Annotated in this window: 12 protein-coding genes and 3 tRNA genes; 9 read left to right on the top strand and 6 right to left on the bottom strand. The window is 45.9% G+C overall.

Annotated features, from left to right (window positions below; genetic code table 11):
- Nucleotides 1-224: 224 nt before the first annotated feature.
- The 7 genes from C3V36_05625 to C3V36_05655 all read left to right on the top strand — a co-directional run bounded on the left by C3V36_05625 (nucleotide 225) and on the right by C3V36_05655 (nucleotide 4,969).
- The gene (locus tag C3V36_05625; GenBank protein ID AVM68759.1) at nucleotides 225-422 is read left to right on the top strand and encodes a hypothetical protein; all 198 of its coding nucleotides are present in this window, start codon (nucleotides 225-227) and stop codon (nucleotides 420-422) included.
- Nucleotides 423-553: 131 nt separating this feature from the next.
- Nucleotides 554-1,783, top strand: a complete 1,230-nt coding sequence (locus C3V36_05630; GenBank protein ID AVM68760.1) for a hypothetical protein — start codon at nucleotides 554-556, stop codon at nucleotides 1,781-1,783.
- A 113-nt stretch (nucleotides 1,784-1,896) separates the two neighbouring features.
- A complete protein-coding gene (locus tag C3V36_05635; protein ID AVM68761.1) occupies nucleotides 1,897-3,510 on the top strand; it encodes a sulfatase in 1,614 nt (537 codons plus the stop codon).
- A gap of 71 nt (nucleotides 3,511-3,581) precedes the next feature.
- Nucleotides 3,582-4,157: a hypothetical protein gene (locus C3V36_05640; protein AVM68762.1), complete on the top strand. Its 576-nt coding sequence runs from the start codon at nucleotides 3,582-3,584 to the stop codon at nucleotides 4,155-4,157.
- 172 nt (nucleotides 4,158-4,329) lie between these two features.
- Complete coding sequence (gene rhaM / locus C3V36_05645) at nucleotides 4,330-4,641, top strand: L-rhamnose mutarotase (GenBank protein ID AVM68763.1); 312 nt, start codon at nucleotides 4,330-4,332, stop codon at nucleotides 4,639-4,641.
- A 175-nt stretch (nucleotides 4,642-4,816) separates the two neighbouring features.
- Nucleotides 4,817-4,888, top strand: a tRNA-Gly gene (locus C3V36_05650).
- A 6-nt stretch (nucleotides 4,889-4,894) separates the two neighbouring features.
- A tRNA-Gln gene (locus C3V36_05655) sits at nucleotides 4,895-4,969 on the top strand.
- Nucleotides 4,970-5,074: 105 nt separating this feature from the next.
- Here the strand turns inward: C3V36_05655 and C3V36_05660 are convergent.
- Nucleotides 5,075-6,967 carry a peptidase M56 gene (locus C3V36_05660; protein ID AVM68764.1) on the bottom strand — a complete coding sequence of 631 codons (1,893 nt, stop codon included), beginning with the start codon at nucleotides 6,965-6,967 and terminating at the stop codon, nucleotides 5,075-5,077.
- On the bottom strand, nucleotides 6,968-7,351 hold the full coding sequence (locus C3V36_05665) for a transcriptional regulator (GenBank protein ID AVM68765.1): 384 nt from the start codon (nucleotides 7,349-7,351) through the stop codon (nucleotides 6,968-6,970). It abuts the gene before it with no gap.
- A gap of 347 nt (nucleotides 7,352-7,698) precedes the next feature.
- Between C3V36_05665 and nth the strand changes: the two genes are divergently transcribed.
- The gene (nth, locus tag C3V36_05670) at nucleotides 7,699-8,352 is read left to right on the top strand and encodes an endonuclease III (GenBank protein AVM68766.1); all 654 of its coding nucleotides are present in this window, start codon (nucleotides 7,699-7,701) and stop codon (nucleotides 8,350-8,352) included.
- 25 nt (nucleotides 8,353-8,377) lie between these two features.
- Here the strand turns inward: nth and C3V36_05675 are convergent, their stop codons facing one another.
- On the bottom strand, nucleotides 8,378-9,031 hold the full coding sequence (locus tag C3V36_05675) for a hypothetical protein (GenBank protein ID AVM68767.1): 654 nt from the start codon (nucleotides 9,029-9,031) through the stop codon (nucleotides 8,378-8,380).
- Nucleotides 9,032-9,050: 19 nt separating this feature from the next.
- A complete protein-coding gene (locus tag C3V36_05680) occupies nucleotides 9,051-9,737 on the bottom strand; it encodes a hypothetical protein (protein AVM68768.1) in 687 nt (228 codons plus the stop codon).
- A 638-nt stretch (nucleotides 9,738-10,375) separates the two neighbouring features.
- On the opposite strand from C3V36_05680, the gene C3V36_05685 reads away from it, so the two are divergent.
- On the top strand, nucleotides 10,376-11,428 hold the full coding sequence (locus C3V36_05685) for a glucanotransferase (protein ID AVM68769.1): 1,053 nt from the start codon (nucleotides 10,376-10,378) through the stop codon (nucleotides 11,426-11,428).
- 431 nt (nucleotides 11,429-11,859) lie between these two features.
- Here C3V36_05685 and C3V36_05690 read toward each other — a convergent pair whose 3' ends face one another.
- Nucleotides 11,860-13,140, bottom strand: a complete 1,281-nt coding sequence (locus C3V36_05690; GenBank protein ID AVM68770.1) for a serine--tRNA ligase — start codon at nucleotides 13,138-13,140, stop codon at nucleotides 11,860-11,862.
- Nucleotides 13,141-13,472: 332 nt separating this feature from the next.
- Nucleotides 13,473-13,544: transfer RNA gene (locus C3V36_05695), tRNA-Gln, on the bottom strand.
- Nucleotides 13,545-14,011 lie beyond the last annotated feature (467 nt).

Genomic DNA, 14,011 nt, shown 5'->3' on the forward strand with positions numbered 1-14,011 from the left:
CGGAGCAAACGTTGCACATACTTTTTGGGATGACAAAGTATGTCCGGTTTTGGGTTTGTGCTTGATTCCCAAATGCAGACGGATTACTTACCGAAGCAAACTTCGCACATACTTTTGGGGTATCTAAATATGTTCGATTTTGAGTATGTGCTAAAGACGACTTTCTTTTTTGCCAAGATAGTTGTATCGAACAGAATATTTTAGTATAATGAAAGAAAAAAAGCATGAGGAAGCATAAGAATAAAAAGTATAGAGTCGGAGCAGCAGCCGGAAAGCTTGAAGACTGGAAGAGATTGAGAAGCAAAAAAACATTGATAACATGGGCTTTACCGTCCGCAATGATTATGCATTTAAGAAATTGTTCGGACGGAGAAAATCATTATCTTGCGGAAATTTCTGTCAGTGGTGCTGGCACTGAATAAGGAAGAACTTAGTATAAATGGTGAAATATACCGGTCTGACGGCGGAGCAGATTGCGGAACTGTGAGTAACGAAGAGAATATCCTCTTAAAAGTATCCAGTCAACAGCAAAAAGATAGGAAGAGATAAAGAGATGAGCGGATTAGAGGGCAGAAATCTGGCCAAGGTTAAAAAACAGAATATGGCGGCAGTCAAAACAATTCTATATCGGCAGGCACCGCTCTCGCGGGTCGAGATTGCGGAGCAGCTGGAGCTGACACCGCCGACCATTACCAATATTGTGTCGGAACTGATTCAGGCGGGCGTTGTGCAGGAGCTGACGGCTTCCGATTTGCCCAATCGCGGAATCGGCCGTAAGCCGATTAATATTGATTTAATTCCCCAGGCTAAACTGGCGCTTGGGATTTCCTTGGGGCGTGACCGGACGCGCTACTGTGTGACCGATTTACGCGGTAGTTTTTTGCTCAAAGGGGAAACTGAACTGGTGGCTGAAAATTATGAAATTATGCTGCAAAACTTGCTGAATTGGCTGGATCAGTTTAAAAAGAAGCATACCAAGGAATGGCAGCGTCTGCTGGGTATCGGGATATCGATGCCGGGGATTGTGGATACTCATGCCGGGGTGCTCAAGAGCTTGGATAATGAGCGGATCAGCTGGCGGGATCAGCCGCTGGCGGAAAGCATCAGCCGCTGGACGGGACTGCCGGTTGTACTGGAGAACAATGTACGGGCCAGAACCAGTGCTATTAGCCTGTTTCATCCGAAGCTGGTCGGGGATTCTTTAACCTTTGCTTTTTGTCATATTTCCTGGGGAATTGCCTGTCCGGTGGTACTGGATAACCGTAATTTTCGGGGCGAAGATGCGGCGGCCGGTGAGATTGGCAAAATGATTCTTGATCCGCAGGCGGCTTTTGCCGGGAAACATGGCCGGCCGGGAACGCTGGAAACTTTATCCGGTGTTTCCGCCATATTGGAACGCTGCCGGGAGGCACTGGAGCGAGGGGAAAGTCCGTATCTGGCTAAGTTATGTTCCGTCCCGCAGGAACTGACTTTGGATCAGGTGCTGGAAGCACAGCGGCAGGGCGATCCTGTCGTGTGCCGGATTCTGGAGCAGGCCATGCTCTTTTTGGGCATTGCCCTGGCTAATATTGTTGATTTTTTAAACCCGCATTTAATTTTTTTAAGCAGCGCGTTGTTCAAAAACTCCGAAAACTTTGCGCTGGTGGAAAAAAGCCTGTATCAATATGTTTTTCGTTCCGGAGCCGAAGAGTTGAAGCTGGTGCCGGTTGATTTGGGCGAGTACGGCGGTGCGGCCGGTGCGGCGGCCAGATGTATCGACCGTTATTTTGTGCGGGAGCTATAGTTGATATCGACGGGGAAAAGGGCTGGTGGTCTGTATGGGAAAAGGATTGGTGTGAAGAATAAAAAGTCTTTTGCCAGAACGAAGCTGGACAAATCTCCCGGAAAGGAAGCAGCATGAAACCGAATATTATTATTTTTAATCCGGATCAAATGCGGGCGGATGCCGTATCGCATTTGGGTAAGGTAAAAGGCACGACCCCGTTTCTGGATGAATTTGCCGCGGCAGAGGCGGTATCCTTTCGTTATGCATTTTGTCAAAATACGGTTTGTGTGCCGAGCCGGTGCAGCTTTTTAACCGGCCTTTATCCGCATGTGTATGGGCATCGGACAATGCGTTATTTGCTGCATGGGAAGGATTCGACCCTGTTTTCCGAACTGAAAGGCGCCGGCTACTATGTATGGATGAACGACCGGAATGACCTTTTGGCCGGACAGGAGGAAGAACTGGCGGCCAGGCATGCTGATGAGATTTTTTATGCCGGCGGGAACGGCGCGCCGGCTTTGCCGGAAAATCCCGATTTTCGGGGCAGACCGGGCGATAAAAATTATTATTCCCATTATATCGGCCGGCTGAAAACGGATGAAAGCGGCCGCCACTATTCCGATGACGATTTGGCGGTGGATGTCGCTATTGAAAGACTGCGCCATCCGGTCGATGACCGGCCGGTTTGCATTTTTTTGGGCTTAATGTACCCGCACCCGCCCTATGCGGTGGAAGAGCCTTATTTTTCTATGTTTGACCGGCAGGCTTGGGCTGACCGGGCCGGGATTGGTGAACATAAGAGCTATATGCAGGAGGTACTGCGGAAAAATATGGGCATGGCTTACGATGAGGCTGATTATGCCGAGATGCGGGCCTGTTATTTGGGTATGTGCCGCAAGGTGGATGATCAGTTTAAGCGGTTATGCGCCGCTTTAAAGGAAACCAATCAGTACGAGAACACGGCTATTTTCTTTTTCAGTGATCATGGGGATTTTACCGGTGATTACGGCTTGCCGGAAAAAGCCCAAAACTGCTTTGAAGACTGTCTGACCAATGTTCCGTTTTTGGTGAAGCCGCCCGCGGGGGTGGATTTTCAGCCGGGAGTGCGGGAAGAACTGATCGAGCTGGTGGATTTTTACGCAACGGCCATGGATTTTGCCGGCGTCATGCCGGATCATGACCAATTCGGCCGGAGCCTGCGGGGGCTGCTGACCGGTCAGGCGGCAGAGCATCGATCCTTTGTCTTTTGTGAGGGCGGACGGCTCCCGCATGAGTTTCAGTGCAACGAATACCATTCTTCGGCCGGGGCCGACGGAAAAGTGCCGACCGCCAGTATGTACTGGCCTCGGCAAATGGCGCAGACCGATGACCGGGCGCATGCCAAAGGCACGATGATTCGGACGGCGAAAGTAAAATATATTCACCGCAGTAGTGGCGAGCATGAGTTTTATGATTTGAGCAAAGACCCGCTGGAAGAGAATAATGTTTATGACCGGGCCGAGTATGCAGATTTGATTTTGGAGCTGCGTCTGAAGATGCTGGACTGGTATCAGGCGACCTGTGATATCGTGCCCCGGCAGTACGACCGCCGTTTGTCGGTGGAAGCAATGTGGAACCGGGTGAAAAAAAGCTGCCGGCCTGAGTGGGAGGATGCAATCCGCCGCTTAATCCGGGATGGTGCGGGGTTAGCCATGATTCAGGCGGAAATTGAGCGGCGTGAGGCCGTGCAGCTGGAGAAAGCCTGACGAAAGAATAATGTCTGTTTGTAAACACGAATAGCGTTTCCGGCGAAAGGAAAATTCTGATTATTCCGTTTTTGTTTGCCGGAGCCGGGATTGCCAAAGGTCGGCGGATTCAAAGTCCGGTCAGCCTGATAGATATGGGCGCGACGGTGTGCGAACTGGCCGGAGCCAAGGTGCTGCCGGGTGACGGTAAGAGCCTGGCACCGCTTTTACGCGGAGAGGGGAGCGATGAGGAGCGGATTGTCATCAGCGAGCAGTATACCTATTGCAGTGATGGCCGGACTTCATTGGGACGGATGTGCCGCTATAAAAATTGGAAATATATTACCTATTCCGGTTTCCCCGGACAGGATATTTTATTTGACCTGGCAAATGACCCGGCCGAGCGGACGAATGTGCTGGCCGGGCAGCCTGAACTGGCGGCTTTGCTTGCGCGGCAGCTTTCCGGGTTAAAGGATTATGATACGGTGATGCAGCATGAAAACTGGGTCATGGAGCAGTTAAAGCTGCTGATTCGGTGTAATTATGATGATACCGGGGAGCGGTGGCAATGCCCGGTTCTGCCGGAACTGGAAAGTCCGGTTCGGCGTAAAACGCCGTTCAGCGTAACGCCGTGGGCAGTTCAGTTTCGCAAAAAACTGGAACTGTAACATACTTGAGTTTCCCATGTTGACAGAGCGGCCTTTTGATATACGTTTCGCGGAAACGGCGTTTTTCTAAGGGGCAGGTCATGTATCATGTGCGCCCGGTCAGGGTTTTGACCAAGAGAAAATTAAGAACATAAAAAAGGGTTGATAATAATAAAGGAAGGAAGGAAATCAAATGATAAAAGGCTTTAAAATGAAGTTATATCCGGGGATGGCGGCCGAGTATGAGAAGCGGCATAATGAGTTGTGGCCGGAAATGGCGGAGATGATTCGTGAGCATGGCGGCAAAAATTATTCGATTTTTTGGGACAAGGAAACCGATATTTTATTCGGCTATATCGAAATCGAGGACGAAACCAAATGGGCGGCGTCGTCGAATACGGCCATCAACCGAAAATGGTGGGATTTTATGGCGCCTTTGATGGAAACGAATCCCGATAACAGTCCGGTCAGTAGGGACTTACAGCTGATGTTTCATTTGGATTAAGATAGATGCGGCTGCCGGAGAGGGCTTTAGCCTGACGGCAGCCGCGTAAAAAAATTTAAAAAAGCTCTTGACTTTTCTCAAGATTCTGGTATAATGATTTTTGTTGCTGGCAAACAAAAGCGGGTCTGGCAGACAAAACGCTTGCGGCATGATAATTAAATAGTTTTTTCTTTATGCGCGAATGGCTCAGTGGTAGAGCATCGCCTTGCCAAGGCGAGGGTCGCGGGTTCGAATCCCGTTTCGCGCTTTTTGTTGGGCATTAGCCAAGCGGTAAGGCACAGGACTTTGACTCCTGCATTCACTGGTTCAAATCCAGTATGCCCAGTCACAGACGATGAACAGACGATATCCATCGTCTTTTTTTATTGCTGAAACATCAAAAAGGACAGCCTGTTGATATCAACAGGCTGTCCTTGAGAGGGAGAGAAGCGAATTAATCGTCTTTGCGTTCTTGGTCGGAATCTAAGATTTTACCGGTCAGAGCATCGATTTCGTAGTCATATTCGGTTTGGCCGAAGGTGAACTCTACGTCATAGACTTGTCTGCCCTTTTCCGTTTCCAGTTTTGCTTTTACAAAAGCGACCTGGTCTGCGGTTAAGCGGGCATCAGCCAAGGCAATGCTTTTTGCCTTTTCCGTACCGATAAGCTGGGTATTGGTATTATTGTTGTTATTATTGGCATTATTGTTGTTATTGTTGTTTTGGCCGGGAACAGTGAAGTTTTCAATATCCAGGTCTTTATCCAGGATAGCACCGGTCAGAGCGTCGATTTCGTAGTCGTATTCGGTTTGGCCGAAGTAGAACTCGATGTCATAGACTTGTCTGCCCTTTTCCGTTTCCAGTTTTGCTTTTACGAAAGCGACCTGATCTGCGGTTAAGCGAGCATCAGCCAAGGCAATGCTTTTTGCCTTTTCCGTACCGATAAGCTGGGTATTGGTATTATTGCTGTTATTATTGGCATTATTGTTATTGTTATTATTGTTGTTTTGGCCGGGAACAGTGAAGTTTTCAATGTCCAGGTCTTTATCCAGGATTTTGCCGGTCAGAGCGTCGATTTCGTAGTCGTATTCGGTTTGACCGAAGTAGAACTCGACATCATATACTTTGATTCCGTTTTCCGTTTCCAGTTTTACGTTTACAAACTTCACGTCTTTACTCTTTAAGCCTGCATCACTAAGAGCAATTGCTTTTGCTTTGCTAGTTCCGATGTATTTCTTGCTGGCCGGTGCTGCAAATGCAACTACGGAGCCGGAAATGATGGTAAGGGTTAAAATTAATGCAATCGCGATAAAAGATGATTTTCTGTTTTTATTCGTTTTCATAATAGCCATGAGCCTCCTTTTTATACTTAATTTTTTTGCGTAAAAGCAAGTGGTAAAAGCAACTTGATTTTTGCTGTTTCTTTCGATCATACTGATAATAACTTCGCCGTAGAACTGCCTGTAATCAGAATCACGATTTTTTAAAACAGCTTCATCACAACAAACTTCGCCATCCCCTTGAATGGAAGGGTAGCATAAATAGACAATTGGATTGAACCAGTGCAAACTTACAGCCAGAGTACCTAACAGGTTGATGTATAAATCCTTGTGCTTATAGTGTGTTAACTCATGCTCAAGGATTAATGCCATTTCATCTTCGGGAATCTCTTTATTCGGAAGAAGAATGGTTGGCTTGAAAAAGCCGGTCAGCATTGGTGTGGTGATAGAGGGGCAAATCATCAGTTGAATGTTCTTCTTTTGTAAGCCCATATCTTCTTTTACTATGTCAAACAATTCCAAGGTTGCAAGATCTTCGACAGGTTTTGACCAACGACGTATCATTTTTTTAAACTGATAGTAATGATAAAGATGTCTGGAAAAAGAGATAAGAGCACCAAGCAGCCACGCGCCTAGGATAAGGGCTATCGGTGTAATCTTCTTTTTCATCAGGTCGAAAACGCTTTCTTTTGCAGCATCTTTTGCCTCGATCGTCGAAGAGGGTGCTAAACTCTCAGAACCGGTAACATTTGCATTGGAGTTTACAGATAACTCGGTGCTAATATTACTTCGATTTTCCGTAGTGATATTATTGGCGGCAGCTTCTTCTGCCAGCTGGGCTTCCAGTACTTCCAAGGATTCCATTTGCCAGGGCAGCTCAATGGTTATGAGTCCGCTGCCCAGAATCGGCCGTACCGGTACAATCAATCCGACGAGGATGATAATCCAAATAAAGTATCTGGTCTTTCCGGAAAATTGTTCCGGGAAGAAGGAAAAAAGTGCTAACGCTAATAAAATAATGACGGACATCAATATACTGGTGGATAAAATAAGAAAGAGAAAATTCATTTAATTCATTCCTTTCTGAGAAAGTAGAGCACGTAATTCTTCAATTTCTTTCTTTGATAAATCATTATCCGCACACAACGCTTTTACTAAATCTCCGATTGAGTTACCGGAGTATCTGCTTAAAAAGTTTCCTGTTTCGATTTCTAAGTATTCCTCTTCGGTAATCAATGCGGTGTAGCAACGCTCGCGTCCTTTGCGTTCGCTGTTTAAAAAGCCTTTCTCTGTCAGTCGGGCTAATATGGTCAACAAGGTTTGTGGTTTCCATGAGATGTCGGAACTAAGATGTTCGTTAATCACAAGAGTTGTTATTGGCGACTCTGAATGCCAAATGGCTTTCATTACTGTAAATTCTGCATCCGGTAATCTTTTGATTGTATTATCCATAATCATTTCTCCATTCGTTCTACAACTGTCTAATTGCATTCTACACTTGTCTAATATAAAAGTCAATACCTTTTTAAAGATTATTTTTTTTTAAATATTTCTTTATAAAAAATGAGTATTTGGCGAAGACGAAAATCAATCAAACCTTTATAAATAAAGGCTTTCATAAGATGATACGGAAAGCTGTCAGAATTGAAAATTTCATATGAAATGATATTATGCTTGATATTAGGAGGCAAATCCACTATTATCTATTAGTAAGAGTTGCACCGTGAGTCGAAAGTTCAGACAGGCAGCTGACGGAAACCGAATATGAGAAATTAACGAAAACAGAAAAGGAAAGTAAGATGATAACAAAAAAAGCGATAAAGACGATTTTGGAGCGATTGGACGAGCAGTACGGCCGGGAGTTTGTCTGTTATTTAAACTATACGCCCGGGCGAGATTATGAGCTTTTATTTGCCACTATATTAAGCGCCCAATGCACGGATGAGCGGGTTAATCTGGTGACGAAGGATTTATTTAAAAAATATAATTCGTTGGCGGATTATGGGAAAGTGCCTTTGGCGGAGCTGGAAGAGGATATCCATTCGACCGGTTTTTATCACAACAAGGCTAAAAATATTCAAAACTGTGCCCGCATGCTGCTGGAAAAATATAACGGTCAGTTGCCGCGGACGATGGAAGAAATGACGGCGCTGCCGGGAGTCGGCCGAAAGACCGCCAATGTGGCTTTGGGGCATTTATACGGAATGGCCGGTATCATTGTCGATACCCATGTGAAGCGAATTTCCGGGAAATTAGGGCTGACGGCCGAAACCGATCCGGTCAAGATTGAGTATGATCTGCAAAAAAAGATTCCCAAGGAGCATTGGCTTCGTTATAATACGCAGATTATTGCTCTTGGCCGAACCATCTGCAAGGCGCGCAGTCCTCAGTGCGGCCGCTGCTTTTTGCTGTCTGAATGCCCGTGGGGCAGGGGAAAAACAAGGGAAAGTTGAATCGCGGTTCAACTTTCCCTTACTTTCACGCGTTTTTTTCGCCGAAACCTTCAAAATAATGATATTGTGCCAGCACTTTTTTTAAGATAACATGACCGATCAACAGAGCCGATAGGGCCGGCAGGAAGAATAAAACAAAGGAATATTCAATATAGCCGAAAAAGGAGATGATAAAAACAAAAACAACCGCTGCTCCCGGCAGGGTACAGAGAAAGACCCACGGTAAATGTTTATTGGCAATAATAAAGCTGATTTTAATCAAATCAAAAAAGCGCAAATTCCGGTTCTGTGACAGAAGCGGCAAAGCTACTGTGCCAAAGAGCGATAATTCCATGAAAATGAAAAAGTAAACCGGCAGCAGCCAGAGTGCGCCGAACCGGCCGGTAAAGGTCAGGTAAAGGTTAAAGAGCGACAGTGCCATAAAAATAAAGTAAAGCAGACAAAAAGCCAACTGAAAGAAAAAGCGTTTTTTCAGGGAAGACAAAAATTCCTTAAAAAAATAACCCTCCTGTAAAACCGTACTTTGATAAATACTTTGATACAGCGCTAATGTCGCGGGGCCGGACAAAATTCCGGCACTGAATATCGTTAAAAAAAGCCAAAGCAAATTGGCAGCCAATAAATCAAAGACCATTCCACCGTAATGCTGAAAAGGCCCATCCAAATCAAAAAGTTTCAAGGGAACTCCTTTCTGTAAATTACAATAAACTCAGCTTGGCAATCGCGTCATTTTCCATAATCAGATCACAATGTTCCTTGTAATATTCAAAGGAAACGGCATTGTTTTTATAAACGCTGCCAAACTCTGCCAGCAGACCGGAAATAAGAATCCGCAAATCCTTGGTCGTGCTCCGGTTTTTAATCAGTAAAATATAGGTATCGCCTTCCTGGTACAAATCACTTTGACTGATTCGGTACTTGACCAGCTCATGGGCGGCGGCGACTACGGCTTCTAAGCTGTCAAAGACATAAGCAAAAGAAACATCCGTCAGCTCATTCTTCTTATAGGCATTTAAATCCTGAAAAACGGGCTTGGAAACCTGCGGATTGCTGTCAGCCTTGCGGATATTGGGACTGCCCTCTTTACCGGCCGGCTGCGGCTGTTGAAATTCCAAAAACTGGTCATCAATATCGCTGGGGTCTTCCACCCTAGTGATAATCAGCATAATACTGTCGTAAGATACCGGTACGATTTCAATCATAATTGGCACGCCTTGCATATCAAAGCCCAATTCCTGAAAGGCTTTGGTCATCATGTCCTGAAATAAGCGCTGGGTTTTGGGATTGCCGTAAGCAATTTCCGAAAAGTTCAGCTCCCGTGCGGAAAGATCGCTTTTATTTAAATAACATTTAATTTGATTGCTGTTGACTCGCTCCATTCTCATTTGCTCACAACCTTTCTATGAAGCCGGGAATATCCGAATACAATCTTCCCATGACCGCCGGTTTTTGGCGGACACAGACAAGTCTAAAAGCGGATAATACTCCCCTCATAGCATATTATATCAAATTTTATGAAATAGTAAAGAGAAAAATGGGGAGCAGAATGGTCACTTAAAAAAACTTATAGATTTTTTATAAAGAATTCATTGCTTTTATAAAGGAGCTATGGTATAATTCAAATCGTGTAAGAGATGAGTACTCTTACATAGTAATACTCTCCCCCTCACCCTTTATATAGCACCAAAGAGCATTTGGTGCCTTTTTTTGTCTAAAATTCAGACAAGCAGAAAGTTATGTATGATACTGCTCGGGAAAGCTTGCTTTCACAGGCAGTATCATACATAACTTTCTATTTGCGGAACGCACACACCCAGAATTCGCTGTAAGCGAATTCTGGGTGGCTTGCCTGAGCGAACGCTATCTATAGCGGATAATTATATATGATACTACTCTGGGGAGCTTGCTCTCCCAAGGGATATCAAGTGCAGCTATCCATTTGCGGTGGCTTGTCTGAACTGTAATGTTTTTATCCTTTTTCGGGAAATCGATTGGGGTGGGCAAGCTGTTCTGTTGAAATGTTATGCGTTTCTGTTTGGACGGGCGGCCTGCCCTGATCGAACGCTCCGCTTTCTGCCGGGCGGGCAAGCTGCCAGAAAAGACTGTTCTGACAAATATAGGAAAGTTAAGCAACACAATAAAAAGCAAGAGGGAAAATAAAATGGAAAAAGTTTTAGGCTGCTGCCGCAGCAAAAACCGGCAGGGCAATAAGAATAACGAAAATCAAAGAAGCAGCCGCCCCAAAAGAATAACAGGGCTTTTCGCTGCCGGTATTTTCTTTTTTCTGGGGATAGCGCTAATGCTGCTGACAATCGGCTGCGGACGGGCATCTGCCCCCCGAACGGCCTATAAGGTGTTGATTGGCGCGGCAGCCGAGCAGTTGATGGATTGCCGTAACTGCGACCTTTTAGTGGTTGATGCCGAAAGCTTAACCGCCGAGCAGGTGGAAAAGCTGCATCAAAACGGCAATAAAGAAGTGTTTTCCTATTTAAATATCGGCTCGATTGAGCGCTTTCGGGCGGACTATGAGGAGTTTTCCCCGCTGACTTTAAGCGATTATCAGGACTGGCCGGAGGAACGCTGGGTCAATGTTGCTGCGAGGGCATGGCAGGACAGGATTGCCGCGAAAGCCGAAGAATTGATGGCTAAAGGCATAGACGGACTGTTTTTGGATAATGCTGATATCTATTATCAGTACCCGAATGAGGATATTTATCAGGGGCTGTTGGCCATGCTAAAACAGTTAAACGGCTTAGGCAAGCCTCTGATGATAAACGGCGGTGACGCATTCGTGCAAAAGGCAATGGCGGCGGATGATTTGCAGCAGTTGATTGCTGCGGTGAATCAGGAAACGGTATTTACTGCGATTGATTTTGCGGCGGGCAGCTTTGGCCGGCGTACTGCTGAAGACAGGGAATACTATCAGGCCTATCTTGGGCGTTGCCGGGAATACGGCCTGGCCGTTTATTTACTGGAATACGGGGCGACCAGGGAACTGGAGCAGGAAATTGCCGAATATTGCCGCCAAAACGGTTTTTTCTATGCAATCGCCGATTCGCTGGAGTTGGAGAGATAAGCGGTGCAGCGCGGGCAGCGCAGAGCGCGATAATGGACCGCAATGTACCGTGGGTACCGTGGAGTACCGGATTGTGCGATAATGTATCGCGACGACCATGAAGTACCGGATTGTGCGCTAATGAACCGCGATGTACCGAGGAAGTATCGCAGAGTGCGATAATGAATCACAGTGTACTGCGGGAGTACCGCGGTGAGCGATAATATACCGCGTTGTGTCGTAATGTATGATAGCTGTAAAAATAAAAAACAGCCGCCGCGCCTAAATAACGATGGTGCGGCGGCTTGTTGCTAAGTACTTTTCTTTTGGACGCAGGTTTGATTAAAAGCCTTACGCTAAAAGGATTTTTCCAAAGAGAGAGCGTTAAAAGCTCTTTGAAAGCCGATTCTGATGAGTCGGTCAGAATTGGCTGCGGAAATTAAAGATCTTGCTTACTTCGTCGGTTCGATTCGGTCAAAGCCGGTAAACTTCTGTAAAGCCGCCGGAATCAAAACCGAGCCGTCCTTTTGCTGGTGCTGTTCTAAGATGGCCGGGATCAAGCGGCTGGTGGCCAGACCGGAAGCATTTAAGGTATGCAGGAATTCGGCCTTTTTCTCACCCTTGCGCTTAAACTTCATATTTCCGCGGCGGGCCTGATACTCCCCGGCATTGGAAGCCGAACTGACTTCCTTATATACACCCATGCTTTCAATCCAAACCTCAATATCGTAAGTTTCCCGCATCGAAGCCGAGCAGTCGCCGGCAGCCAGCTGCGAGGTTTGATAATGAAGCTCTAAGCCTTCGAGCAGGCGCTCGGCCTTAGCAATCAACTCTTTCAGAGCGGCATCGCTTTGCTCCGGAGCGGTATACTGGAACATTTCCACTTTGTTGAACTGATGGCCGCGAATCATGCCCCTTTCCTCAGAACGGTAAGAACCGGCTTCCTTGCGATAGCAGGGGGTATAGGCAAAGTATTTTTTGGGCAGATCGGCTTCGCTTAATACCTCGTCGCGGTGAAAATTGATTAAGGCCGTTTCCGCTGTCGGCAGCAGGAACTGCATATAGCCTTTGTCTTCTTCCAGTTTGAAAACATCGTCAATAAACTTCGGAAACTGACCGGCGGTATAACCGGACTGATAGGTTAGAATATGCGGCGGCAGCATAAACTCGTAGCCGTCTTTTAAATGTTCGGCAATGAAATAATTCAGCAGTGCCCATTCTAAGATTGCGCCCTTGCCGGTATAGACCCAAAAACCATTGCCGGCCAGCTTGGCGCCTCTTTCATAATCAATCAGACCAAGCGAAACAGCCAACTCCACATGATCTTTGGGCTGGAAATCAAAATTAGGCTTTTGTCCCCAGACCTTAACCCGGACATTGCTTTCCTTGCCGCCGGCCGGGGTATTTTCGCCGGGCAGATTGGGCAGGCCACTGACAAAATCAAAGATTTTTTTATCCAGTTCGCTTAATTCACTGTCTAAGCCGGTAATTTCATCTTTCAGGCGGGTCATATCGGCCAGCAGTTCGGATACGTCCTCACCGGCTTGCTTTTTTTTCGGGATTTCCGGTGAAATCCGGTTGCGCTCGGCTTTTTTCTCCTCAACTACCTGAATAATTTCGCGGCGGCGCTTGTCCCAAAGATTAAATTCGGAAAAATCCGCCTGATAATTTCTTTTAGCCAGTCCGGCTTTGACTTTTTCCTGCTCATTGCGAATCAAATTGATATCCAGCATTCTTATTTCCTCCTGAGTGGTAAATGAATTGCTCAACTTTTCCCTGTCCGGACGCTTTGCGCTTCTGCACACCGATAATAAAAAAGCGGTGCAATCGAACATAGGAAAGTGGAGTATCTGGCTTATCCCGATTTTGTGCGTGCAAGCAAACAGCGGTCGCTTGTTGAAAAAGGCTGTTCTGCCGCGCGGGAAAAGCTAAGTTTATTTGTCTTGATTATTTATCAATATAGCATTAACAAAGGGATTTGTCAAGAAAGGGCATTTGAGGGCTAAGAAAGGGTTTGCCGGAACGGGAAACAAACAAAAAGCTCGCTGCATTTGCAGCGAGCCGACAGCGATAGTGGGAATCGAACCCACATCTTATGAGTCAGAGTCATACATGTTAGCCTTTACACCATATCGCAATAGGGAAAGATTTTGCCGTTTTCCTTGAGAAAACTTTTATCGCAAAACATCTCTCACGGAAAATTATTATACACCATTTCCGGAGAAATGTAAAGGGAATTTTTGAAATTTTTCACTTTCGCGCTTTGCCAATGCCGCAGAACTTGGAAATCGGCTGCCGGGCGATATCTTGCCGTAAGAGGTGTTTTTGTGGATTCTGGGTGGTGCCATCCTTATTTATGCCGGCTTATCAGGACAGTTGCGACTGCTTGTTTAAGCGGAACAAAAAATATAAATGGTAAAATAAGGTGTTTGCTTTTTTAGGCCAGAAGAATCGTTTGATAGGGAAGAAAAAATAAAAAAACCGCTTGATTTTAAAAAAAGAATATGATATTATTTAAAAATATGAATGAGAATAAAAATCATTAGCAACAGTCATAAAAGCCGGTGCTTTGCGCGGCGCGAAAGTGCGTCAGCGGGCAAGCCG

The organism is Lachnospiraceae bacterium oral taxon 500, from assembly GCA_002999035.1.
Taxonomy (GTDB): Bacteria; Bacillota; Clostridia; order Lachnospirales; family Vallitaleaceae; genus W11650.